Source organism: Escherichia sp. E.sYA108 (assembly GCF_011754335.1).
GTDB lineage: Bacteria > Pseudomonadota > Gammaproteobacteria > Enterobacterales > Enterobacteriaceae > Escherichia > Escherichia coli.
On record NZ_JAAQVZ010000001.1, the window covers coordinates 2,634,616 to 2,659,365 of the forward strand.

Annotated in this window: 24 protein-coding genes and 3 pseudogenes; 6 read left to right on the forward strand and 21 right to left on the reverse strand. The window is 49.7% G+C overall.

Features of this window, described 5'->3' with window-relative positions; genetic code table 11:
* Positions 1-14: 14 nt before the first annotated feature.
* The 6 genes and pseudogenes from HBM92_RS12440 to hicB all read right to left on the reverse strand — a co-directional run.
* The gene (locus HBM92_RS12440; protein ID WP_000555455.1) at positions 15-809 is read right to left on the reverse strand and encodes an ABC transporter permease; all 795 of its coding nucleotides are present in this window, start codon (positions 807-809) and stop codon (positions 15-17) included.
* Entirely contained in the window at positions 799-1,740 is a 942-nt protein-coding gene (locus tag HBM92_RS12445) for an ABC transporter permease (RefSeq protein WP_001251325.1), read from the reverse strand. The genes HBM92_RS12440 and HBM92_RS12445 overlap by 11 nt, the downstream gene beginning before the upstream one ends.
* Entirely contained in the window at positions 1,741-2,754 is a 1,014-nt protein-coding gene (locus HBM92_RS12450; protein ID WP_000872525.1) for an ABC transporter ATP-binding protein, read from the reverse strand.
* Between the two features lie 17 nt (positions 2,755-2,771).
* Positions 2,772-3,917, reverse strand: a complete 1,146-nt coding sequence (gene ydcS, locus HBM92_RS12455; protein WP_000047434.1) for a putative ABC transporter substrate-binding protein YdcS — start codon at positions 3,915-3,917, stop codon at positions 2,772-2,774.
* 244 nt (positions 3,918-4,161) lie between these two features.
* The gene (locus HBM92_RS12460) at positions 4,162-5,568 is read right to left on the reverse strand and encodes a PLP-dependent aminotransferase family protein (RefSeq protein ID WP_000760640.1); all 1,407 of its coding nucleotides are present in this window, start codon (positions 5,566-5,568) and stop codon (positions 4,162-4,164) included.
* A gap of 78 nt (positions 5,569-5,646) precedes the next feature.
* Positions 5,647-5,883 (reverse strand): annotated as a pseudogene (hicB, locus tag HBM92_RS12465) (type II toxin-antitoxin system antitoxin HicB); the annotation flags it as partial.
* 178 nt (positions 5,884-6,061) lie between these two features.
* Between hicB and HBM92_RS12470 the strand changes: the two are divergent.
* Complete coding sequence (locus HBM92_RS12470; RefSeq protein WP_000491567.1) at positions 6,062-6,292, forward strand: DUF2554 family protein; 231 nt, start codon at positions 6,062-6,064, stop codon at positions 6,290-6,292.
* 91 nt (positions 6,293-6,383) lie between these two features.
* Here HBM92_RS12470 and rlhA read toward each other — a convergent pair whose 3' ends face one another.
* Positions 6,384-8,345, reverse strand: a complete 1,962-nt coding sequence (rlhA, locus tag HBM92_RS12475; protein ID WP_001443125.1) for a 23S rRNA 5-hydroxycytidine C2501 synthase — start codon at positions 8,343-8,345, stop codon at positions 6,384-6,386.
* A 72-nt stretch (positions 8,346-8,417) separates the two neighbouring features.
* Positions 8,418-8,954, reverse strand: a complete 537-nt coding sequence (gene sutR, locus HBM92_RS12480) for a DNA-binding transcriptional regulator SutR (protein ID WP_000429164.1) — start codon at positions 8,952-8,954, stop codon at positions 8,418-8,420.
* A 52-nt stretch (positions 8,955-9,006) separates the two neighbouring features.
* Here sutR and ydcO point away from each other — a divergent pair, with 52 nt between their 5' ends.
* Positions 9,007-10,218 carry a BenE family transporter YdcO gene (gene ydcO / locus HBM92_RS12485; protein WP_001304392.1) on the forward strand — a complete coding sequence of 404 codons (1,212 nt, stop codon included), beginning with the start codon at positions 9,007-9,009 and terminating at the stop codon, positions 10,216-10,218.
* Positions 10,219-10,252: 34 nt separating this feature from the next.
* Here the strand turns inward: ydcO and HBM92_RS12490 are convergent, their stop codons facing one another.
* From HBM92_RS12490 to tehA, 3 genes are all read right to left on the reverse strand, one after another.
* Positions 10,253-10,921, reverse strand: coding sequence for a DUF3313 domain-containing protein (locus tag HBM92_RS12490; RefSeq protein ID WP_001261017.1), 669 nt, complete (start codon positions 10,919-10,921; stop codon positions 10,253-10,255).
* Between the two features lie 302 nt (positions 10,922-11,223).
* Complete coding sequence (gene tehB / locus HBM92_RS12495; RefSeq protein ID WP_000586720.1) at positions 11,224-11,817, reverse strand: tellurite resistance methyltransferase TehB; 594 nt, start codon at positions 11,815-11,817, stop codon at positions 11,224-11,226.
* Positions 11,814-12,806, reverse strand: coding sequence for a dicarboxylate transporter/tellurite-resistance protein TehA (gene tehA, locus HBM92_RS12500; protein WP_001298119.1), 993 nt, complete (start codon positions 12,804-12,806; stop codon positions 11,814-11,816). The genes tehB and tehA overlap by 4 nt, the downstream gene beginning before the upstream one ends.
* Positions 12,807-12,929: 123 nt before the next feature.
* Between tehA and ydcK the strand changes: the two genes are divergently transcribed.
* Positions 12,930-13,910 (forward strand): YdcK family protein, encoded by a 981-nt coding sequence (gene ydcK / locus HBM92_RS12505; protein ID WP_001234086.1) that lies wholly within the window; start codon positions 12,930-12,932, stop codon positions 13,908-13,910.
* Here the strand turns inward: ydcK and rimL are convergent.
* The 4 genes from rimL to HBM92_RS12525 form a co-directional block, all read right to left on the reverse strand.
* Positions 13,902-14,441, reverse strand: a complete 540-nt coding sequence (rimL, locus tag HBM92_RS12510) for a 50S ribosomal protein L7/L12-serine acetyltransferase (protein ID WP_001304394.1) — start codon at positions 14,439-14,441, stop codon at positions 13,902-13,904. The genes ydcK and rimL overlap by 9 nt on opposite strands.
* Positions 14,442-14,503: 62 nt before the next feature.
* Positions 14,504-14,728, reverse strand: coding sequence for a YdcH family protein (locus HBM92_RS12515; protein WP_001296056.1), 225 nt, complete (start codon positions 14,726-14,728; stop codon positions 14,504-14,506).
* Positions 14,729-14,867: 139 nt separating this feature from the next.
* The gene (gene opgD, locus HBM92_RS12520) at positions 14,868-16,523 is read right to left on the reverse strand and encodes a glucan biosynthesis protein OpgD (protein WP_000375944.1); all 1,656 of its coding nucleotides are present in this window, start codon (positions 16,521-16,523) and stop codon (positions 14,868-14,870) included.
* 224 nt (positions 16,524-16,747) lie between these two features.
* A complete protein-coding gene (locus HBM92_RS12525) occupies positions 16,748-18,091 on the reverse strand; it encodes a VOC family protein (RefSeq protein WP_000013801.1) in 1,344 nt (447 codons plus the stop codon).
* Between the two features lie 216 nt (positions 18,092-18,307).
* Here HBM92_RS12525 and HBM92_RS12530 point away from each other — a divergent pair, with 216 nt between their 5' ends.
* Positions 18,308-19,231, forward strand: a complete 924-nt coding sequence (locus HBM92_RS12530) for a LysR substrate-binding domain-containing protein (protein WP_000414563.1) — start codon at positions 18,308-18,310, stop codon at positions 19,229-19,231.
* Positions 19,232-19,268: 37 nt separating this feature from the next.
* Here HBM92_RS12530 and HBM92_RS12535 read toward each other — a convergent pair.
* Positions 19,269-19,712, reverse strand: a pseudogene (locus HBM92_RS12535) (methyl-accepting chemotaxis protein); the annotation flags it as partial.
* A gap of 10 nt (positions 19,713-19,722) precedes the next feature.
* Here HBM92_RS12535 and hokB point away from each other — a divergent pair.
* Positions 19,723-19,824, forward strand: a pseudogene (gene hokB / locus HBM92_RS12540) (type I toxin-antitoxin system toxin HokB); the annotation flags it as partial.
* Here hokB and HBM92_RS25345 read toward each other — a convergent pair.
* The 3 genes from HBM92_RS25345 to cybB all read right to left on the reverse strand — a co-directional run bounded on the left by HBM92_RS25345 (position 19,802) and on the right by cybB (position 20,844).
* Complete coding sequence (locus tag HBM92_RS25345; protein WP_212734533.1) at positions 19,802-19,870, reverse strand: hypothetical protein; 69 nt, start codon at positions 19,868-19,870, stop codon at positions 19,802-19,804. The pseudogene hokB and the gene HBM92_RS25345 sit on opposite strands and share 23 nt — an antisense overlap.
* Before the next feature lie 25 nt (positions 19,871-19,895).
* Positions 19,896-20,069, reverse strand: a complete 174-nt coding sequence (locus HBM92_RS12545) for a hypothetical protein (protein WP_000731859.1) — start codon at positions 20,067-20,069, stop codon at positions 19,896-19,898.
* A 244-nt stretch (positions 20,070-20,313) separates the two neighbouring features.
* Positions 20,314-20,844, reverse strand: coding sequence for a cytochrome b561 (gene cybB, locus HBM92_RS12550; RefSeq protein WP_001350640.1), 531 nt, complete (start codon positions 20,842-20,844; stop codon positions 20,314-20,316).
* 188 nt (positions 20,845-21,032) lie between these two features.
* Between cybB and gap the strand changes: the two genes are divergently transcribed.
* The gene (gene gap / locus HBM92_RS12555) at positions 21,033-22,034 is read left to right on the forward strand and encodes a type I glyceraldehyde-3-phosphate dehydrogenase (RefSeq protein WP_000048688.1); all 1,002 of its coding nucleotides are present in this window, start codon (positions 21,033-21,035) and stop codon (positions 22,032-22,034) included.
* A 41-nt stretch (positions 22,035-22,075) separates the two neighbouring features.
* Here the strand turns inward: gap and aldA are convergent, their stop codons facing one another.
* Positions 22,076-23,515 (reverse strand): aldehyde dehydrogenase, encoded by a 1,440-nt coding sequence (aldA, locus tag HBM92_RS12560; protein WP_000115964.1) that lies wholly within the window; start codon positions 23,513-23,515, stop codon positions 22,076-22,078.
* 196 nt (positions 23,516-23,711) lie between these two features.
* Positions 23,712-24,512, reverse strand: coding sequence for a DUF218 domain-containing protein YdcF (gene ydcF / locus HBM92_RS12565; protein ID WP_001027953.1), 801 nt, complete (start codon positions 24,510-24,512; stop codon positions 23,712-23,714).
* Positions 24,513-24,750 lie beyond the last annotated feature (238 nt).

Below are 24,750 nucleotides of genomic sequence, written 5' to 3' on the forward strand. Positions count from 1 at the left end.
TCCTGTATCAGTGGTTATTGACCATTGTCGCCTTCGCGGGTTAGCCACCAGGCCCCCAGGATCGGCAAGGTTGTTACCAACATAACCAGCAGTGCCACCACGTTGGTTACCGGTACATCACGCGGTCGCCCAAGCTGATTGAGCAACCACAACGGTAACGTTCGTTCATGACCTGCCGTAAAAGTCGTCACGATGATTTCATCGAACGACAAGGCAAACGCCAGCATTCCTCCAGCCAGTAACGCCGAACTGAGATTCGGCAACACTATGTAGCGGAAGGTTTGCCAGCCATTGGCCCCAAGATCCATTGACGCCTCAACCAGACTCCACGAGGTGCGGCGAAAACGGGCGATGACATTGTTAAACACCACCACTACGCAAAAAGTCGCATGACCGACCACGATGGTGAAAAATCCCGGCTCCAGATTGATGGTTTTAAAGGCGGTTAATAGCGCCAGACCAGTGACAATGCCCGGCAGCGCAATGGGCAGCAACAGTAACAGCGAAATGGCGTTTTTGCCGAAAAAGTCTCGTCGCCACAGCGCGGCAGCGGCCAGCGTCCCTAACACCAGCGCGATTAATGTCGCCAGCGCCGCCACTTTAAGTGACAGTGTCACGGCATCAAGAATATCACTACGCTGTGCTGCCACGCTAAACCAGCGCAGCGTCAGGCCTTGCGGTGGAAAACTAAACGCCGCATCTTCAGTGTTAAACGCATAGGCAGCGATAATCAGGATGGGAAAATGTAGGAAAACCACGCCGCCCCAGGCCGCCAGTTTGAGGAAAAACGGTGCGCGTTCAGAGTGCATCGAACGCTCCCAGACGTTTCACGAACGCCAGGTAAAGTGCGATGAGAACAATCGGCACCAGGGTGAATGCCGCCGCCATCGGCATATTGCCAATCGCCCCCTGCTGGGAATAAACCATATTGCCGATAAAATATCCTGGAGGGCCAACCAGCTGCGGGACAATAAAATCGCCCAGCGTGAGTGAGAAGGTAAAGATAGAGCCAGCGGCAATACCCGGGATTGCCAGCGGCAACACCACATAGCGAAAGGTTTGTCGTGGACGTGCGCCAAGATCAGCCGACGCCTGCAACAATGACGGCGGCAAACGCTCAAGCGCCGCCTGCACGGGCAGGATCATGAACGGCAGCCAGATATAGAGAAACACCAGAAAGCGCCCCAGCCCGGAAGTTGACAGCGTATTACCTCCCACCGCCGGTAGCGTGAGGAACGCAGTCAGCAGTGGTTCCAGCCCAAGATGTTGTAAAAACCACTGAGCCACGCCATCTTTTGCCAGCAATAACGTCCAGGCATAGGCTTTAACAATGTAGCTCGCCCACATCGGCAACATTACCGCAATATAAAAAAACGCTTTCATTTTTCCGCTGGTATAGCGCGCCATATACCACGCCATTGGAAAAGCCAGAATGGCGCTGGCGATAGTGACTGCCACAGCCATGGTCAGCGTGCGGACAATGATGTCGTAATTCGCCGGATTAAACAGCGCACGGATATTCGCCAGCGTCAGTTCCGGCGTTACCGACATGGTGAAATCGTCAAAGGTATAAAAGCCCTGCCATAACAGCGTCAGCAGCGAGCCGAAATAGACAATGCCAAACCACATTAGCGGGCCAAGCAGCAGCAAAAACAGCCCCAGCCCCGGATTACGCCAGAAGAAACCGGACACCTTACCCAGACCTGGACGTGAAGGTGATTGCAATACGTTCATCGCCATTCACCTCTCCTCAACCAGCGCCACCATCACATCACGCGACCAGGAAACCATCACCTGTTGTCCGGGCGTGAGCGTGGCAGGCAGTTCTTCGCCTGTCATATTGGCCTGACTCACCAGCAGTTTTTCACCGCCGCTCAGTGTCAGTTCAAAACGGGTCGCTGCGCCCTGATATTGCACCGCCTGGATCGTGCCATTAGCCTGCACTTCGCCAGGGGTGTTGAGGCGGATATGTTCCGGTCGTAGTGCGAAGCTTCCCGTCATGCCACAAAGTTTCTCTGCCATCAGTCCATCAAAAACATTCGATGTCCCAACGAATCCCGCAACAAACGGCGTGCGCGGGCGCATATAGAGATCACGCGGGGAATCGACCTGTTCAATGCGTCCATTATTGAAAACCGCCACCCGATCGGACATCGATAACGCTTCGCCCTGATCGTGGGTAACGAAGATAAAAGTGATACCGAGAGACTGTTGCAGCTTTTTCAGCTCAAGCTGCATTTGCTCTCGCAATTTGAGATCCAGCGCGCCGAGCGGTTCATCCAGCAACAACACACGCGGTTCGTTCACCAGTGCTCTGGCGATGGCGACTCGCTGGCGCTGACCACCAGAAAGTTGTGACGGTTTACGTTGCTGTACAACCCCCAACGCCACTTTCTCAAGCGCCTCTTGCGCCATTGCATGCCGCTGCTTTTTATTCACGCCTTTGACCATCAGCCCGTAGGCTACGTTGTCAAGAATCGACATATGCGGAAATAGCGCGTAGTCCTGGAAGACAGTATTCACGTCCCGCTCCCACGGTGGCAGATTGCTGGCGGGCGTACCAAAAATAGAGATAGCCCCGCCGGAAAGCTGTTCGAATCCAGCAATCAGGCGCAGGCAAGTGGTTTTGCCGGAGCCGGACGGCCCCAGCATAGAGAAGAACTCACCATCTTTTATCGCAATACTGACGCCATCTACTGCGCGCACGTCACCGTACAACCGTGAGACGTTGTCAAACTCCACTGCGTACTTCATAAAACACCCCAGCGAAGTTAGCGACCGCCCATAATGGCAATGTAATCCTGCGTCCAGCGACTGTAGGGAACAAACTTGCCCCCTTCTGCTATAGGCGTTTTCCAGAAGGCGATTTTATCGAAATAGTTAAAACCGTTTGTTTCACAACCTTTCTCGCCTAATAACGGACTGGCTTTACACCCTTGCGGCACTACTGGTAGCGAGCCAAACCAGGCCGCCACATCGCCCTGCACTTTTGGGGTTAATGACCAGTTCATCCATTTGTAGGCGCAAACCGGATGTTTCGCTTCGCTATGTAGCATGGTGGTGTCAGCCCAACCGGTAACGCCCTCCTTCGGGAAAACGGTAGCGACAGGCTGGCCTTCGGCTTTCAGGGCGTTGGCCTGATAGGGCCATGCACTGGAAGCAACCACACCCTCGTTTTTGAAATCGCTCATTTGCACGGTAGTGTCATGCCAGTAGCGATGGATCAAATTATGTTGATCGCGCAGCACTTTCAGCACCGCCTGATACTGTTCTTCGGTGAGTTGATACGGATCACTGATGCCCAACTGTGGCTGCGTGGCTTTGACGAACAACGCGGCATCCGCAATGTAGATAGGGCCATCATAAGCCTGTACCCGGCCTTTATTGCTCTTGCCGTCCGGCAGATTCTGCTCAACAAAAACCACTTGCCAGCTATCCGGCGGCGTCGGGAAGGTTTTAGTGTTGTACATCAGCAGGTTCGGCCCCCATTGGTAAGGTGTGCCGTAAACTTTGCCGCCAACGTTAAACCAGTCGCCTTTAACCACGCGCGGATCGAGCGCTTTCCAGTTGGGAATCAAGGCGGTATTAATCGGCTGCACGCGTTTGCCCATAATCAAACGCAGCGAGGCATCGCCGGATGCCGTAACCAGATCGTAACCCCCTTTGGCCATCAGACTGACCATTTCATCGGAAGTCGCGGCGGTTTTAACATTCACCGCGCAGCCTGTCTCTTTTTCGAATTGCGTTACCCAGTCGTACTGTTTATCAGTTTGTCCGCGTTCGATGTATCCCGGCCAGGCGATAATATCCAGTCGCCCTTCCGGATTCTCTAAATTGGTAGGCGGTTCGGCGGCGTGAGCGGTCATTATTGTCATGCTGAGCGCACACAGGCTGCTGCGGGCAAATGTCTTGCTCATAAGGTCTTACTCCTGTCGTAATTAATTGTTCAGCCGCCGTGCCGTAAAAATATCTCCTTGTTTAACCATAGACGGCGGCTTGCAGGCACACCTTCGGCCCTGAGAAAATTTAATCAGGTTGTGAGCTACCGCGCATTATGCCGTCTGTAAGGTTATCTTCTGGAGTATAGACAAGGAGTTAGGATATATGACTGCTATTCGAAATTCATATTACCCAACCTGAGAGGAATTAAATTAAACGCTATTACAGCCGTTCTTGAATAAGTTTGCCTAATTGTTTTACCGCCTGTTCTTCACGTTCTCCCCACTGCCACGCGGTATTAAAACGAAAAAAACGTGACCAGTTTTCACCGGTAGAAAACATATTACCCGGCGCAATACTGATATGATGCGTCAGTGCCACCAGGCTTAATTCTCCTGCATCTAACGGCTCGGGGAGCTCCAGCCAGAGAAAATAACCGCTGTCATTGTGATGAATTTTGACTTCCGCAGGCAGATAACGCAGCAAAGCCTGCCAGGCGCGTTGTTTACGTTCCGCAAGCTGGCGACGCAGGCGACGAAGATGAGCATCGTATCGGCGAGTAGAAAGGTAATCCACCAGCGCAAGCTGCATCGGTGAGCTGGTGGAAAGCGTACTCATCAACTGCAAGCGTTGAATTTTACGTGCATGTTTTCCGGCGGCGACCCAACCAATACGAAAACCAGGCACCAGACATTTCGAAAACGAAGAGCAATGCAAAACACCATCGTGGCGATCCCACGCTTTCGCAGGCAGCGGTTTTTCCCGTCCAAAATAAAGTTCGCTATAAACGTCATCTTCAATCAGCGTTACGTTGTACTGATTGAGCAACGCTACCAGCCGCACTTTTTTCTGCGGCGTTAAGGTAAATCCAAGTGGGTTCTGGCTATTAGTCATCAGCCAGCACGCTTTCACCGGATACTCCTGCAACGCCAGTTCCAGCGCCTGAAGATCTATCCCTTCTTTAACATCCGTCGCCACCGATAACGCCTTCAGCCGTAACCGCTCCAGCGCCTGCAACGCGCCGTAGAAACAAGGATTCTCTACTATCACCCAATCGCCCGGTTCAGTTACCACTTGCAAACTGAGGTTTAATGCCTCTAACGCCCCGGCAGTAATGACAATTTCATCAGGAGAAATGGTGATGCCCTGTAAGGCATAGCGACGAGCAATAGCCTGACGCAGTTCTGCGTTTCCTGGCGGTAAGTTTTCAATCACGCTCATCGCCGTGGCGGTTTTGCTTACCTGCGCCAGCGAGCGGTTTAGTTGTTGGAGGGGGAAAAGTCGCGGGTCGGGAAAGGCCGAGGCAAACGGAACTACCGACGGATCGCGACTGGCCTGCAACATATCAAAAATATAGGTGTTGATATCGACTGCTTCATCTCGTGTGACTGGAATGACTGTCGCTTTCGGCATTTTTATTGCCTGTGGCGCAACGTAATAACCCGATTGCGGTCGCGCGATAATATATCCCTGACTTTCGAGCAACTGATAGGCATGGCTGACAGTCATAAAGCTCATGCCAGAAAGCGCCACCTGGTCACGCAACGAAGGCAAACGATCGCCGGGTTGCCAGATACCCGACGCAATCTGCTCGCGTAATTGTTCTGCAAGCTGCTGGTATTTTTTCATTATCGAATCGTAATTATGTGCAGATGATTCGGCAGTCTATATCAGTTGTTAAAAATGACAACTTTTCATTAACTGTAATCAAACCATCACCAGCGATAACTCTTTGCCAAGCGCATTAGCCGCGAGCTGGACGGCGTCGATTTTTGTCGCATGGTGCAAATTAAATAGGCGAGTAATCTCCTGTTTATGTTTGCCAATTCGCCGGGCTAACTCTTGCTGAGTGATTTCTGACTGTAAAAAAGCATTTAACAGCAATACCTTAGAGGCGACGCTCAAAGGCACTTCAATAAAGTGATCGTGACTATTTAATGGCGAAGTTTACCTCCGTGTGTAATGTGCTCGAAAATAGCACTAAATCGCCGCAACGGCAGAATGCAATGCAAAATCAGGAAGGAAGATTCCAGAATTTCTTTGCTCTAATTTGCAAAACTGAATAATAACCTCAAGAAACGATCGGCATCATAGCGGCAAAAGGTTAGAAAAAGGTGGCGGGATGTTTTCGAAGGCGTTATCGGTTGTCTTATTAACGTGTGCACTGTTCTCAGGACAACTCATGGCAGGGCACAAAGGACATGAATTTATGTGGGTAAAGAATGTGGATCATCAGTTGCGTCATGAAGCGGACAGCGATGAATTGCGTGCTGTGGCGGAAGAGTCGGCGGAAGGTTTGCGCGAGCATTTTTACTGGCAAAAATCGCGCAAACCAGAAGCGGGACAGCGTTGAGTCGTGTGTTGCCGGATGCGGCGTGACACCTTACCCGGCAGGCAATATCATGCAGATTTGATGAGTGGTGAGTAACCCGAAAACTGGCGTTTTACCCTTTTCGCTTCGGCAATGTTTTCAGCAGATCATCCGGACTTACGGATGCCACTACGCTTCCCGGTAACGGCATTTTCAGTATGTGATTTTTGATTTTGCCAATGACGTGCATCTCGCATGGGCGGCAATCAAACTTTAGCGTTAATACTTCATCGCCGTTAACCAGTTGCATTGGCGTCGCCTTCCAGCTTTTGATATTGCCTTTCGCCTGTTTCGGGCACAGATTGAAGGCAAAGCGCAGACAATGCTTGGTGATCATCACCGGGACTTCGCCCTTCTCTTCATGTGCCTCATACGCCGCGTCAATCAGTTGCACACCATAGCGATGATAAAATTCACGCGCTTTCTGGTTGTATACGTTCGCGAGGAAACTCAGATGCGTTTGCGGATAAACCGGCGCAGGATCAGCAACCGGTTTACGGCTGCCGCGCTGGTAACTGACAAGACGCGCAGCATCAAGCATATCGGCGGCTTCACGGCGGAACTGGTTTAACAGACTGTTTGGTACAAACAGCGCCCCCGGCAAATTAATTTGCACATTGCGGGCGTAATAGATGGTTTGCCCCAGTTTTGCCAGACCATCCTTCAGATTGTTCATTGCTTTTTCGGCGTTATTGGCTTCGTCGAACTGCCCGTCCAGCGTATGTGTGATGCTGACACCCTCTTCACTGGTGAGGGTCAGAATCAGTTGTTCCTGCCAGCCGCCCAGTTCAATGTCTACCGCCACCCGGCGTTCGCTGGAGGTTTTTGTCAGTGCCTGCTGCCAGTTATGATCAAGATTTCGGTTTAGTGGGTGATGCGGGCGAATTTTGTGCAAATCTGCTGGCATTTCATTGGGCCAGACGCGGTACTGATTTTCTCCGGTTTTCTCTACCGTATTGGCACGAAAACCGACGACTTCACGTTTAATCATCACGTTCAGGCCATCGCCATTTGCCAGTGGCTCGGTAACGGCAACATCAATATGATCTTTCGCTACTTTCAATACTTCGCCCACCGGCAGGCCGATAAATTTCGGCGAATCGAACGCGCCAATATCGCCTTTACGGGCATTCACAAAATAATCTGTGCTACCACGGTGGAAAGTCTTTTCCGTCGATGGAACAAAGAAATGTTCAGTACGACCTGATGAAGCGCGCGCCAGATCGCCACGTTCTTCAATAATGGCATCCAGCATCTGACGATAATGGGCGGTGATATTCTTCACGTAGCTCATATCTTTGTAACGCCCTTCAATCTTGAAGGAGCGTACGCCAGCATCAATCAGCGCGCCGAGGTTGGCAGTCTGATCGTTATCTTTCATCGACAGCAGATGTTTTTCATAGGAAACCACCCGCCCCTGATCGTCTTTCAATGTGTATGGCAAACGGCACGCCTGCGAGCAATCGCCACGGTTGGCGCTACGCCCTGTTTGCGCATGAGAAATGTAGCACTGACCCGAATAGGCCACGCACAATGCGCCATGAATAAAGAATTCAATGGTCGCGTCCGTGGCCTGGTGAATCGCGCGGATCTGCTCAAGATTCAGCTCTCGCGCCAGCACAATCTGCGTGAAGCCAACATCAGAGAGGAACTTCGCTTTTTCTACTGTACGAATATCGCACTGCGTACTGGCGTGCAGTTCAATCGGCGGAATATCAAGTTCCAGAATCCCCATATCCTGAACAATCAGCGCATCGACACCGGTCTGGTAGAGGTCAGTAATCAGCCGTTGCGCGGGTTCCAGCTCATCATCATGCAAAATGGTGTTAAGCGTGACGAAAATTTTTGCACCATAACGATGGGCAAACGGCACCAACTCGGCAATATCTTTCAGGCTATTACTGGCATTATGACGGGCACCAAAACCAGGGCCGCCGATATAAACAGCATCGGCACCGTGCAAAATAGCTTCGCGGGCAATGGCGGCATCGCGTGCCGGGCTTAACAGTTCAAGACGATGAGAAGATACGGTCACTTTCTTATCCAGTAGCTGAAAAATGGCGGCTATTTTAGCCACAAGCGCGACGTTGCGAAATAGTTTTCCCGCTTAACTGCGCGGGTAATGGATGAGGGAATGAAAATGTACGGTTTGCTCCCCACCATTACGATAGACATGCGTGACGTCTGCAGCAAATCGAACGCCTTCCCCACAATTAAGGCTCTGCCATTCACCATCAACACACAGATCAAGTTGTCCATCAATGACGACGACATGTTCGATTACCCCCTTTTCATGGGGCGTCGATTCGCTTATTGCACCGGGTGCCATCTGAATCGAGAAGTGTTCAAAGCAGAGTTGTGGATCATAAGGAAACAGCGAAGTGATCACCATCGCCTGCCGTTGTGGATCATAAATTGAAGGCGTAGAGGACTGCGGCGGAGAAATAAATGTTGAAAATGGCACGTTCAACCCGGTGGCAATTTTCCATAATGTCGCGACCGTCGGGCTGGATTCATTACGCTCAATCTGCCCTAACATCGCTTTAGAAACGCCCGTCGCTTCTGCCAGTCGCGAAAGACTCCAGCCGCGCTGCTGACGTAGTTGTTTAAGTGTGGTGGATAAAAAGCGAGCGAGATTTTCCATGCGACTCCTCCGGCAAAACGGAAGTTTATCACTTGTGCGTTATAACGGACAAATGCTACGGTACCTGTACGTTATAACGCACGAGGTGACTATGCGTCTGTTTTCTATTCCTCCACCCACGCTACTGGCGGGGTTTCTGGCGGTATTAATTGGCTACGCCAGTTCAGCGGCAATAATCTGGCAAGCAGCGATTGTCGCCGGAGCCACCACTGCACAAATCTCTGGCTGGATGACGGCGCTGGGGCTGGCAATGGGCGTCAGTACGCTGACTCTGACATTATGGTATCGCGTACCTGTTCTCACCGCATGGTCAACGCCTGGCGCGGCTTTGTTGGTCACCGGATTACAGGGACTAACACTTAACGAAGCCATCGGCGTTTTTATTGTCACCAACGTGTTAATAGTCCTCTGCGGCATAACGGGACTCTTTGCTCGTCTGATGCGCATTATTCCGCACTCGCTTGCGGCGGCAATGCTTGCCGGGATTTTATTACGCTTTGGTTTACAGGCGTTTGCGAGCCTGGATGGTCAATTTACGTTGTGTGGCAGTATGTTGCTGGTATGGCTGGCAACCAGGGCCGTTGCGCCGCGCTATGCGGTAATTGCCGCGATGATTATTGGGGTCGTGATCGTTATCGCGCAAGGTGACGTTGTCACAACTGATGTTGTCTTTAAACCCGTTCTCCCCACTTATATTAGCCCTGATTTTTCGTTTGCTCACAGCCTGAGCGTTGCACTCCCCCTTTTTCTGGTGACGATGGCATCGCAAAACGCACCGGGTATCGCAGCAATGAAAGCCGCCGGATATTCGGCTCCTGTTTCGCCATTAATTGTATTTACTGGATTGCTGGCACTGGTTTTTTCCCCTTTCGGCGTTTATTCCGTCGGTATTGCGGCAATCACCGCGGCTATTTGCCAAAGCCCGGAAGCGCATCCGGATAAAGATCAACGTTGGCTGGCCGCTGCCGTTGCAGGCATTTTCTATTTGCTCGCAGGTCTGTTTGGTAGTGCCATTACCGGGATGATGGCTGCCCTGCCCGTAAGTTGGATCCAGATGCTGGCAGGTCTGGCGCTGTTGAGTACCATTGGCGGCAGTTTGTATCAGGCGCTGCATAATGAGCGTGAGCGCGACGCGGCGGTGGTGGCATTTCTGGTAACGGCAAGTGGATTGACGCTGTTCGGGATTGGTTCTGCGTTTTGGGGATTAATTGCCGGAGGCGTTTGTTACGTGGTGTTGAATTTAATCGCTAACAGAAACCGATAATAAAAAGCGCCATCTAACGATGGCGCGTCTGGAACTACTTTTTGTTAACGTCAAACATGGTGGCATCGGTCGCCATGTCATCAATAACTTGTTTAATATTTTCGAAAGCCATTGGCGTACTTTCGTTATTCAGGTCTTTACCTTCGCCCTGACGAACGACCTTGATAACCGGTTTATTAGTCGCTGCATCAATCAGCTCACCTTCAAAATACAAGCGAGTATCCATGGTACGGTGGCCTGTAGCCATTTGCGTCCCCGCAACCACTAATGCAACAGGAACCACTTCATAGAATTGCAGCCCTTCTTTACTGGTACCTACACCGGTAATGGCCCCACGGAAAATCAGACTACGCGGCCCAGCGGTGGTAACCAGTGGTTTACGCTGCGCTATCGCTTCTTTCATTTCGGTGTTGGTATAGTTCAAAATTTTATCCAGAACTTTCTGCCCTACCTGGGTAGAAGGTTTCGGTACCGGATAATAAGTGATTGGGTTCCAGACGATGCTGTCATATTTGCTTTGATCAAAACTCGGGTCTACCCAACGTAAAACAGGTTTACCTGTTGCCGAGGTTGTTTCTTTTAAATCAGAGTAATTGTTTAAAAAACCAGAATATTTATCTGGCTGGGTGATTTTAGAGGCACAACCAGACAGAGCCAACAAGCCGCATAAAGCTGCAACTTTCGCAAATGATGTGGTACGCATGAATAGTTTCCTGAGATGATTATATTACTTTCTAAGTTATAGCAAAAAGCGCCGCTTCGTGTTGTGGCAAAAAAAGTGTTGGTGAAAATAAATTTTTTAGCCCCTTTTCAGACGACATAGTCAATGCCGAAAAAGGGGCTAAGTCAATCATCAGTAGTTAAATTTCAGTAAGTTAAGCGGCTAAAAAACTTCGACTACTGTGATTAATTTCACATCCCTTCGATAAAAAATATGCTTACCGAAAAGAAGAACAGTAAACTATCTCAGCGTGGGGAATTTTCACGCGCTTTGTTCTTACCGGATCATTTTTTACGTGCCAGCATCGTGGCGAAACGCAGTTTAATACGATTACCGTTGGCGTCGGTGCGGTGCAGCTCGCCGACGTCTTCATTGTATTTCACCCTCTCCCAGCCTTCGTAATATCGACGTAATTCCCCCTCTTTGAAGGCAAACGGGAAGCCGACGGTACATGGATAATCAGCGGTATCCATCGCCGCCACAATCAGGTTGTAACCGCCAGGTTTAGTGCAACGTTGCATATTGGCAATCAGCCCTGGGATGGTTTTAGCCTCAAGGAACATCAGCACCACAGTCGAAAGAATAAAATCGTACTGTCCATCAAATGTGAGGTTATTCAGATCAACGACCCGGGTGTGTAAATTATCCAGATTTTCAATGGACTTAATGCGCTCGACGTTGGCGATACTCATGGCATTTTTATCCCATGCGTCAACATCATAACCATTGGCTGCCAGGTAAAGACTGTTACGACCATTGCCACAGCCCAGATCCAGCGTTTTACCCGGTTTAACCACTTTCACCGCTTCCAGCACTTCAGAGTGTGTGCGGGTTAATTCATATTTATCAGTAAAATAGTTTTCATCACGAATGATCATTCTTTGTCCTCTGCTTTCATTAAAACGGCGCGCTCGGTTCTGACTAACAATTTTCCCTGCATCAGAAGCGCAAAAGTACGGATGAGCAGTATTGCAATAATAAAATTGGTAAAGATAAACAGCGGCACCGCCAGCGTATGGAAAAATCCATTATCGCTGCCACTCCCCAGATGCAAACCGGTGGTTGCCAGTGCAGATACACCGAACGAGAAACTCCAGAATGAAGCATTAAATGGCTGGGAGAGATACCATGGCATCAGACGTAGCATAAACAGCAGTTGCAGCAGTCCATAACCGAAAAGCATTTTCGCCAGCGTGTCACCCTCGCCGCCGTTGACGCTCAGCCAGGCACTACAGGCCACCAGCGCAGGAGCGAGCTGAATGCCGAGTGATGTCCGCAGTGCCGTGGGTAATTCTCCCGAACTGCGCAGACGCTGCAAGATCACCGGTTCCAGGCTTAGCCATGAGAAAACGCCTGCGCCTAAAAACACCAGACCGGCGTCGGTGTAGCCCAACGCACCACAGGCCATTGCGCTGATAAAGTTGTTGGCAACTGTCGGCAGATACAGTCCAGGCGTGGTAGCTTCTTCAGGGTGAGATCCGCGCCATAATCCCGCAGTTTGCCAGGCGGCATAAGCCAACTGAACCACGACACCAAAACTGAACAGGCACACCGCCAGTGGGCGAAACCACGGAACAAAACCAATCGCCACCAGCATCGTCGTTGCCGGAAACAAACTCACAAAACTGCTCAGCACTGGATGGCGCACTTCTGCCAGCACGCTATGCGGAAAGCGTATGAGTCGGGTAATAAATGCGCCAGTCAATAATCCCCAGATGATCATCGCCAGAATCACCAGCCCATCCCCCAACCAGTGGCTGACCTGCCAAACCTGGCTGGCATAGCGCCAGGCAAATCCCATCCCTATCGTCCCCAACACAATACCAAAGTAGCCTGCCGGCAAATTGAGCACTTTATCGCTCTGCATCTTCTTACTCATTTTGTTTAATTTATAAAGTATATTTGAAATGCATTTTATGGAATTTTCTCGAGCATAGCCAGAGCCGCAGAATTTGCTACGGTTATAGTAAGTCACCTGTGGGAAAACGCTATGCGTAAATATCGTCTAAGTGAAGAACAGCGAGCCTTTAGTTATCAGGAAGATGGCACTAAAAAAAGTGTGTTATTACGGCAAATTATCGCCATGAGCGATTTTAACGATGTGATAGCAGGAAGCGCTGGCGGCTGGATCGATCACGAAACGGTGTTAGCACAGGAAGGAAATTGCTGGATTTACGACCAGAATGCTATTGCGTTCGGCGGAACGGTGATTTCCGGGAATACGCGTATCACCGGCACCAGCGTGCTGTGGGGAGAGGTTTACGCAACGGATAATGTCTGGATCGATAATAGTGAAATCAGCCAGGGTGCATATATAAGTGACAGTGTCACCATTAGTGACTCATTAGTTTGCGGTCAATGTAGAATATTTGGTCACGCCTTAATTGATCAACATTCTATGATCGTCGCCGCACAAGGCTTAACGCCCGACCATCAACTCCTGCTACAAATTTATGATCGCGCGAGGGTTAGCGCCTCGCGGATTGTCCACCAGGCACAAATTTATGGCGATGCCGTCGTCCGGTATGCTTTTATTGAACATCGCGCCGAAGTTTTTGATTTTGCCAGTATTGAAGGTAATGAAGAGAACAACGTCTGGCTATGCGATTGTGCTAAAGTTTACGGTCACGCGCAGGTGAAAGCTGGCATAGAAGAAGATGCCATTCCGACGATTCATTACAGTTCGCAGGTGGCGGAATATGCCATTGTGGAAGGTAATTGTGTGTTAAAACATCATGTCTTGATTGGCGGAAATGCCGTGGTATGTGGCGGACCGATTCTGCTCGACGAGGACGTTGTCATACAAGGTGAGAGCCGTATTACTGGTGCGGTGATAATTGAAAACCATGTGGAGTTAACCGACCACGCCGTCGTTGAAGCCTTTGATGGCGACACGGTTCATGTCCGTGGTCCAAAAGTCATTAACGGCGAGGAGCGCATTACTCGAACGCCGCTGGCAGGGTTATTGTGAATCGATAATACGCGCGTATAAGTTCACATCATCATAGGCATCATTCAGGAACTCAGCCTGTTTCAGACAACCTTCAAGGATAAAACCATTGCGCAAAGCGACCTGGTTGCTTTGCGCATTATCCACCCGACATTTGATCACGAAGCGTCTAAGTTCACCAGACTGAGCGTAATGATGAATCAATGCCTGCAGCGCCTGAGAAATGATCCCCTGCCCCTGATGAGATTCGTCCAGCCAGTAGCCGATTTCAGCGGTTTTATTCAGTGGTTCAATACGATTAAACGAGATAACGCCGATAAGTTCATCTTCTTTGAAAATCATGAACATTTTGGCATATCCGCGTTGATGCAACATTACATTGCCCTGCACAGTTTTTCGCGTGTCCTCTTCACTTTGAACAAACTGCGGCCAGTTTAGCGACTGCTGTAACCAGGTTCTATTTTTACAGATTAACTGATAAAGAGGTGTGACATGACTTTCTGCAACAGCATGTAATTCAAGTGATTCACTTACTTTTATCGTTTCGGTCATCTTATCTCCAGTCAATCCATGCAGTTGTTAAAAAAGCCGCCTGGCTGGCGGCTTAGGAAAGTTTACACCTCTTTGACGCTCACCTGCTGCAGGATTTTGAGCATCTCATCTTTTAACTGTAGCTTTTGTTTTTTCATGCGGACCACTTCCGCATTGTACCCTCGACCGTCGGAACCTTCCTTTCTGGCAATTTCATGATCAAGTTTATTGTGTTTATCGAACAAGGACATAAAGCGAGGATTTTCGTTTTTCAGACGGGATATTAAATCTCGGTATTCTGGAAACATACGCACTCCCTGTTAGTGGCTGACAAGGTGTATCTGAAATACACACCATCAGATTACTCATTTAACTTAGGGAAAAATGCGAGCGGGATCGTGTTTAACCAGACGGCACCTCCCGAAGAAGATGCCGAAGAAAAAATGATTAACTCATCACGCGGTCATCAACATACTGACGTTTATCCGGCGCTGGCGGGAAATACTGATACAGCCATGTTTCACTGATAGCGTCGCCCTGACAACGCAGATACATCCGCATATCGACCGGATCAGTGGAGTCCGAAGTCGGATACCAGTCAAACTGAATACGATAACCATCAATGGGTTCAATATAGAGAATTTCGATTTGCTTCGCTTCCCCACTGGAAAGCGTAATCACCGGCTCAATGCCTTTTGGCGCGGCAGCTTTCAGATCACCACCAACGAAATCGACGGCAAAACGTCGCGCCCATTTTTCGGGATAGTGTTCACCTGGCGCCCAACCTTCCGGGAAACCGCCCATGCCGGTACGCGTCGCCATAACGCGCGCTAATGGGCAATGAACAGGCGGTTGCGCACTCCAGTACAGACGATACTGGAATGCAAACTCATCACCCGCTTTCACAGCTTTTTCTGGCTGCCAGAAGCAGACAATGTTATCCAGCGTTTCGCCCGTTGTTGGGATTTCCATCAGGCCGATGGTGCCCTTACCCCACTTGTTACGCGGTTCCACCCACAGACTTGGGCGTTTGTTATACCAGCCCATAATGTCCTGATAATGGGAGAAATCACGATCCAGTTGCAATAAACCAAACCCTTTCGGGTTGTTGTCGGTGTAAGCATTGAACTGCAATTTTTGCGGATTGTTCAGCGGACGGCAAATCCACTCGCCGTTGCCCCGCCACATGGACAGACGATCAGAGTCATGGATTTGCGGATGAATGGTGTCGCACATCCGACGTTCATTAGTACCGCAGCTGAACATACTGGTCATCGGTGCAATGCCCAGCTGTTTAATGTCTTTGCGCGCATACAGGTGATTTTCCACATCCATAATCACCTGATTTTTCTCACAATGGATAGTGAACTTATAGGCACCAGTAATGCTGGCGCTATCGAGCAACGCATAAACAGTAAAGGTGGTTGCCCCTGGTTTTACCGTATCAAACCAGAAGGCGGTAAAGTCGGGGAACTCTTCTTTGCTGTCGGTGTAAGTGTCGATCGCCAGGCCGCGGGCCGACAAACCGTATTGATATGTGTCATCAACGGCGCGGAAATAACTCGCGCCGAGGAATGATACTACATCACGGCGCGCCAGTTCGGGGGCTTTAAACACGCGAAAACCGGCAAAACCGAGATCGCTTTGCCCTTCTAATTGTTTGGTATCCACACCCGCATCGTTGTATTTGAACAACTCCGGGCGAAAGTGAATTTCACGCGCCAGATGTGTTGCTGGATCTACAGAAAACATACGAACGCGGCGACGGAATCCCATTCCCATATGGAAAAACTGAGCGTCCAGTTGACGGTTCTCAACGTTATGCCAGAGCGATTTTTCGGCGTCGTATTGAATACTGTTATAAGCCTGCGGCGTCATTGTCGCCAAAGTGTCAGGTAACGGACGTGGTGCACCACGCCATGCTGTTTGCGCTAAGTCGTGCGCCATTGACTGTAGAATGGAGAAGTCAAAACGCTGGGTTTGCCCGTCGGCAATATCAGAATCGGCCGCGAATGCCGCCTGAGAAAAAAGAGAAGCAATGCCGCTGGTACCGCACACGGCGGCCATAGCCATTGAACCTTTAATAAATCGTCTACGATCCATACCTGAAAGTGAGTCCTTCTGGTGTTGTGAATGGTCCCGCGCTGGTCATTTTCAGCGGCAAGAAAGTGCTTATTTATGACCGCTCACTCTAGACAATATTTATTAATAATCCAATTGTTGAAATCAGAGAATATGCATAAATTGGCATTTTTTTTATGTCGATGGGATGAGCCTGATTCGTTTGTAAAATCAGGCAAATTTTTGCAAAGGCGGATGGTCAGAATTTAAAGCAAACCACAGCGACGTTTACTGCGTTCTTCCGCTTCCTGATAAAGCTGGAACTCATCCAAAACCGGACCCCCCAACGCCTGCTCAAATGCTTCGCGACTGGCATCACCGTGATTGCATGCCTGCGTTTCATTACCCAGATTTGACTGGAAGATCCCCGCCGCGCTAACGGGCAAGAAATCTTCATAGGTAATGGGTTGCGCCACTACCCAACCACGTTCTATTAAGGGCTGTGGATCGTCTCCGGGATGAATCGCCTGACGATGCGCCTCACCCGAAGGCGTCAGACGGTACCGGAACCATCCCAGCCCTTGCTGACGCATTAAAAACTCACTGTCAGGAAAAGTGCGGAAGGTTTCCTGTAAATGCATTTGGTGAGTGAGATTATCCTGCCCGGTTCCAGCGCTCCGCAGAAGATCATCATACAGTTGTCGCCCTTTCGGCGTTAATGCCACACCACGCTGCTCAATTTCACCAAAGCGCGCGGTATGTGTGCCCTGTTTCTGCCCCGCAAACAACACCGTCTCTTCCAGTGCTTTAAAGCTGGTCTGGCGTAGTAAAATCGGCACCTCGCGGCGCGGCGGCCCTTCGATCAGAACTTTGGGTTCAATTCCGCATTCAGGCATCATCGACTGCACCCGGTCAATATCCAGCGTACGTGGCGTCAGATGGTTGATATGGCATCCAGGAAAACAGACCACATCAGCAATCAACCGATGTTCGTTGTGCAAGGCGCGATAGGTTTCTTCATCTACCGTTGCTGACTGGTGCCAGCGAAACGTTTCCAGGGCTTCCTGCACAAACTCCTGTGCCTGTGTTTCGTTAAAACCGCCCTGCTGCTCATATTCCTCTAACAGTTGTCGACAACGTGGGGTGAAGATATCGCGCTGACGCAGAATCTCCGCCGCTTTCTGGCGCAAAATTTCGTTCTCGATAAGCTCAAGACGGAGTAACGAGGTAAAAACGCGGAAGGGATTACGCGCCAGAGAAGCATCATCAATGGGCCGAAATGCTGTCGAATGTACCGGCACCCCTGCCTGCGAGAGATCGTAATAGCTCACCGGGTACATCCCCATAATGGCAAACATCCGCCGAAGAGTAGCAAGCTCTTGTGCAGTCCCAACGCGAATCGCCCCATGACGTTCAACATTCAGTCGCGCCAGCTCGTCTGCATTTACCATTTTTTCGTGCAGTTGAGGATTGTTTTCCAGCACCGCCAGATTTACATCAGCTACCAGTTCCAGCAGCGTGCCGTACTGCGGAACTTCTTGCTGGTACATGGCTGACATTGCCTGCGAAAACTGTTCCCGAATCTCATCCGCCGTGATGCTGTTCGCCATAGTGTCTGCCTCCAGTGGTCAGTAATCTGGAGTGTAGGTAACCGCATTCACTCCGGCTGGAAGAATTTACAAACTGTGATCTCGCCGCGAAAACATCAATATTATCCATTTTGCTGTAACATAGTTGCTTTAATTGTTAATAATATTTTGCAATCAAGTTATCATAATAAAACAACTTCACTTGTCAGCGACACCGCTTCGTTTTTAACATCGCTTATGGAAAAAAATAGTCTGTTTAGTCAGCGCATCCGTTTGCGCCACCTTCATACATTCGTAGCTGTCGCACAACAAGGAACTTTGGGGCGCGCGGCTGAAACCCTTAATTTGAGTCAACCTGCGCTCTCTAAGACATTGAATGAACTGGAGCAGCTGACGGGCGCTCGCTTGTTTGAGCGTGGTCGTCAGGGGGCGCAACTTACCTTACCCGGCGAACAATTTTTAACGCATGCAGTCAGAGTTCTTGACGCCATCAACACTGCCGGACAGTCGCTTCATCGTAAAGAAGGTCTTAATAATGATGTCGTCAGGGTTGGTGCGCTACCTACTGCGGCACTAGGGATATTACCTTCGGTTATAGGTCAGTTTCATCAGCAACAAAAAGAGACGACCTTGCAAGTTGCGACAATGAGTAACCCTATGATTCTGGCGGGTTTAAAAACCGGGGAAATCGATATCGGCATTGGTCGGATGTCAGATCCTGAACTGATGAACGGGCTTAATTATGAACTGCTGTTTCTTGAATCGCTGAAGCTGGTTGTCCGCCCTAATCACCCGCTACTTCAGGAGAACGTAACGCTAAGCCGGGTGCTGGAATGGCCGGTCGTTGTATCACCAGAAGGCACTGCGCCACGCCAGCATTCAGATGCATTAGTGCAGAGCCAGGGATGTAAAATTCCTTCGGGTTGTATCGAAACGCTGTCTGCTTCGCTATCTCGTCAACTTACGGTTGAATACGATTACGTGTGGTTTGTCCCTTCTGGCGCTGTAAAAGACGACCTGCGTCATGCCACGCTGGTAGCCCTGCCTGTTCCGGGACATGGTGCAGGCGAACCGATTGGAATACTGACCCGCGTAGATGCGACGTTCTCTTCTGGTTGCCAGTTGATGATTAACGCTATTCGAAAATCAATGCCGTTCTGAAAGGTGAAGGGATCTGTCGATCCCTCCTTTAACATTTTCACACCGTAGCAAAACTAACTGGTTCACCAGCTCCTCGTGGTTCTGCCGACACAGAATGTTTGTTCAGACGGAATACGTCCACCGCCTCAGTTAGTCGTGCCGCCTGTTCTTCAAGGGACAACGCCGCCGTTGAGGCCTCTTCTACCAGAGAAGCATTCTGTTGCGTCACCTTATCCATTTCAGAAATCGCCTGGCTAACCTGCGTTATGCCTCGACTTTGTTCATCCGAGGCGGTGGCGATTTCCTGCATGATATGTGTGACACTCGCGACGGCATCAACAATAGTGCTCATGGTTTTCCCGGCCGTGGCCACCTCATCCGCTCCCAGGTCAATTAACCTGACTGATTCACTGATCAAGCCTTCAATCTCTTTCGCCGCCTGAGCGCTGCGGCTTGCGAGTGTCCGTACTTCGCTGGCGACAACGGCAAATCCAGGGCCTTGCGAGAGTAACACGATTCTGACATTCACACTGACCCGACAAACGCTCTACGAACTGCGGTTCCGGGACGGTGATAAGGAGGTTGCTGCGCTCATGGCCTGCACGTCCAGGTAAGGGCAAGCGCGGGGATTTTCCCCGCGCATCTGACTAGCGGATTCATTTTCTCATGGCACCCCTTTTACACTTCAGTTAGTGCATGTTTTTTTCGATGCACTAATAGAACCATCATTACAGACAAATTTGCCGCCTGCCGTACAGTGTGAGATCCCCCCTTTCGAACCAGAACAGGGTTTGCGCCCGGCATCGGCATAAAAGGAAACAAGCGTTCCCATAACCAGGATAAGTGCCAGTTTTTTCATATAACCTCCATGATTTATCGAATCTTATGTTCGATTTGAACGTTATACGCTGGTTTATTTTGATACCGTTGATGAGATCAAAGATCGGGTGAATTGATTAAAGATAAGCCAGATGGACGTATAGACAAGGATTATGGTTTTATTTGTCATACAAATAAATATAATAGGCGCTTCCGATGTAGGCCCGTATTCTTCGCCTGTACCACGGGTCGGTTTTAGTACAGGCGTTTTCTTTAAATATCCTTCAGGAACGTTTACGTGGCATCATGCGTAGAAGTGTGTTGTCCTTCCAGAAATAGTGGTGTGCCAGTGCAGCCGCAGCGTGCAACCCGATGACAAAATATCCCAGATTCGCCAGCGTTTCATGCCACGACTTTAAGCTATCAACCCGTTCGAAATTGGCCTCTGAAGCGTAAGGCATCGTCAAACCAAACGCAAACCACGGGTTGCCCCGGTTATACATCATCACCAAACCAATCACTGGCAGCGCAATAAACAGGAGATAAATCACCAAATGGCCCAAATGCGCCAGTCCCGTCATCATCGGTTTTGGCTTAGGTATAATCGGCGGGGTTGGGCATTTCAGCCTTAACAAAAGACGAACCACCATCAGTACGAGAATTGAGATGCCACAGGAAACATGAATCATGTTGATGAGGGGCCGATCGCTACGTGGGAAGAAACCACGAAACTCCATTGCGCAATACGCTACGATAACCAGCAAAAAGACCAGCCAGTGAATGCTGATTTGTAACCTTGAGTATTTATTTCCCATAACATTTCCTGCTTTAACATAATTTGCCGTTAACATAACGGGCTTTTCTTAAAATTTCATTAAATATTGTTCACCTGTTTTCAGTACGTTACGTTTCGCTGCAAGAATGTAGATTGCCCATCCCGCCATCCTGGTCTAAGCCTGGAAAGGATCAATTTTCATCCGAACGTTCCTGACAGGAGAAGACCATGAGTAAAGTTGGTATTAATGGTTTTGGTCGTATCGGTCGACTGGTGTTGCGTCGATTACTTGAAGTCAAAAGCAACATAGACGTTGTCGCTATTAATGATCTCACTTCCCCAAAAATTCTCGCCTACCTGCTGAAACATGATTCAAACTACGGACCGTTCCCCTGGAGCGTTGATTATACGGAAGATTCACTTATCGTTGATGGGAAAAGTATCGCGGTTTACGCCGAAAAAGAGGCTAAAAATATTCCGTGGAAAGCGAAAGGCGCAGAAATCATTGTCGAATGTACAGGCTTTTATACCTCCGCCGAGAAATCGCAGGCGCATCTTGATGCTGGCGCGAAGAAGGTGTTGATTTCCGCCCCTGCCGGTGAAATGAAAACCATCGTTTATAACGTCAATGACGACACTCTGGATGGCAACGACACCATTGTTTCCGTGGCGTCATGCACCACTAACTGCCTTGCGCCGATGGCCAAAGCCTTGCATGACAGTTTCGGGATAGAAGTCGGCACGATGACAACCATTCATGCCTATACCGGCACCCAGTCACTGGTGGATGGCCCACGTGGTAAAGATTTACGTGCTTCACGCGCAGCGGCAGAAAATATCATTCCCCACACTACGGGGGCGGCAAAAGCCATTGGTCTGGTGATCCCGGAACTGAGCGGCAAACTGAAAGGTCATGCGCAACGCGTGCCGGTGAAAACAGGTTCGGTCACTGAACTGGTGTCGATTCTCGGAAAAAAAGTGACTGCCGAAGAGGTGAACAACGCGCTTAAAAAGGCGACAAACAATAACGAGTCATTTGGTTATACCGATGAAGAAATAGTCTCTTCCGATATCATTGGCAGCCATTTCGGTTCGGTGTTTGATGCCACGCAAACGGAAATTACCGCCGTGGGCGATTTACAACTGGTGAAAACGGTCGCCTGGTACGATAACGAATATGGCTTCGTCACGCAGCTTATTCGCACCCTCGAAAAATTCGCTAAACTCTGACGCGCACAGGCGGAGGAAAAAACCTCCGCCTCTTTCACTCATTACGACTGTAAATAAACCACCTGGGTCTGCAGATATTCATGCAAGCCATGTTTACCATCTGCGCCGCCAATACCGGATTTACGCCATCCAGCGTGGAAGCCTTGCATAGCTTCGAAGTTTTCACGGTTGATGTAAGTTTCACCAAACTTCAGCCCTTTAATGGCTTTCATCGCGACGTTCAGATTTTGGGTATAGATTGATGAGGTCAGGCCGTAATCACTGTCATTAGCCATTGAGATAGCCTCTTCCAGCGTGTCAAATGCGACCACCGGCAGAACCGGGCCAAAGGTTTCCTCATGCATAATCGACATTTCCTGGCGAACATCCAGCAGCAATGTCGGCGGATAATAATATCCTTTCCCCTCTACCGCTTTGCCACCCAACGCCACTCTCGCCCCTTCTTCTACTGCGCGCGCCACTTTTTGCTCAACCCTTTCCAGCGCCGCGGCGTTAATCAACGGTCCCATCGCAATGTCGTTGCGTTCAGCAGGGTTACCAAATTGAACCGCCTGCATCGCTTCACCCAGCCGATTGACGAACTGATCATAAATGCTTTTCTGTACATAAACACGTTCTGCACAGTTACACACTTGCCCACTATTAATGACGCGTGAATCAACGATGGCTTTGACTGCCAGTTCAAGATCGGCATCGTCCATTACGATAGCCGGTGCTTTACCCCCCAATTCCAGGCACACTTTGGTGATGTTTTTCGCCGCAGTCGCCATAATCTTTTCACCTGCAGAGACGCTGCCTGTCATACTGACCATTGCGACCTTTGGGTTACCCGCCAGTTCTTGCCCAACGGTTTCACCACGCCCGAGTACAAGGTTAAACACGCCGCGCGGAAGGCCTATTTCATCAACGATTTTGGCGAATGCAATCGCATTGTTTGGCGTAAATTCACTGGGTTTAATGACGATGGTATTACCGGTCAAAAGAGCGGGAGCCATTTTGCGGGCAATGAGGAAGAACGGAAAGTTCCACGGCAGAATGCCGGTAGTCACGCCAAGCGCACGTTTAAACAGAAGGATATTTTCTCCTGGACGATCGCTTTGAATAATCTCGCCCTCGTAACGCCGTGCCCACTCCGCCATATAATCGATATAGTCCGCAGTAAAAGCCACTTCGACTTCAGCCAACTGCTGGATCTTGCCCCCTTCTTCGACAATCAGCGCACTGATTTCAGTGGCACGTTCCCGGATCCCGGCGGAGATTTTGCGCAACCAACTGGCGCGTTCAATAGCAGGCAACGCTTCCCATTCTGGTTGTGCACGTTCTGCTGCATCGATTGCCTTACGGGCATCCTCGGCCTGACCATCGGGAATGCGGGAAATGACAGCCTCTGTAGCAGGGTTTACCACATCAATCCATGCGTCTCCACGCCAGGTAACAAACTGTCCATCGATATACATAGGATGTTGAACGGGTACTGACATGGGCGACTCCTGTGATTTGCATGTTTGTTTTTGGTAAATTTATTGTTAATTAACATCAATTATCAGAGAGACGGCATCGTGAAAGGACAATTCTGTGAAGGGCTTCATAAAAACAAGTGTAAAAGGAATTAAAGGCAGAAATAAAAGTCAGAAGTCATGCCCGTTTGCAAACAAGTGGTTCACAAACGGGCAATTTTTAACGTAACGAGCGACTTTCCATCGCCTCGATGAGCACCGCATCGTGTTTCAGCGTTTGCCATGCCTGGATGACTTCTGCCGGAAAATCAACGTGAACGATAAAATCTCGCCCGCGGGGGCCGTAGCCATCGCTATCATCGCGTAAACGCGGCAACTCGCCAGTGAGTAGCGATAGATAACGCTCAACCGGCCATAATCCTTGCAACGGATTAACAAAGATTACACTGTCTGCGTTATTTCCTAACTGAGGAACGAATCCGGGATAACTTAACCAGCGCGGTGCATCGGGATTATCCCCGGTTATACGGCGGAACGTCGCCATCGTGCGCCGCTGCATGGTGGGGTCCTGAACAACGATAGCCGTATGAACTCGTTCTACGGCCTGATTCAATAGCGCGATGCTAAAGCGTGCGTTTTCACCGCAGTTTGTTGACTGGTCTTCAATCCAGATTTTTTCATGCGGAATATGCCAGAACTGATGAGCGATATCCGCCAGGATGGTAGCTTCAGCTCTGCCAGTGGTGCGGATAGTGTTGTAGTGCGGATGCTGTGCGATGGCGCTATACAAAAAAGTTGTCGAGTGACCGATACCACCACTAATCAGTAAAGGAATTTGCTGATCGCGGGCAATCTTACATGCCGCATCGATAGTCGGCATAACCGCATTGCCTGCAAGGATCACGCAATCGGCCTGATACGGTACCTCACCGGAGAAATCATCCTGCACCAGCCACTGTCCGATAACATTTATGGCATCTATGGTTGCCGGCGAAAGTGTCGGAAACGGGGTAATATTCATGGTTCCTCCTTATCCTTCCCTTAAGAATACTGCGTGAGATAATAGTGAGAAGCGGAGCACTCTGAAAGGAGGAAGTCGTATTTCCTTAACTGCCACTCCGCAAGCCTGACATATTTTTTAAGGAAATGCTGTAGATAAACATTATTCATCTTGCAGCAGAGAATTGTATTTTTCTGAACTCCTGAATTTTTTCCCTTATCGTTTTTAGAATTAATAAAAAACCCGGCGCTAAATGCTT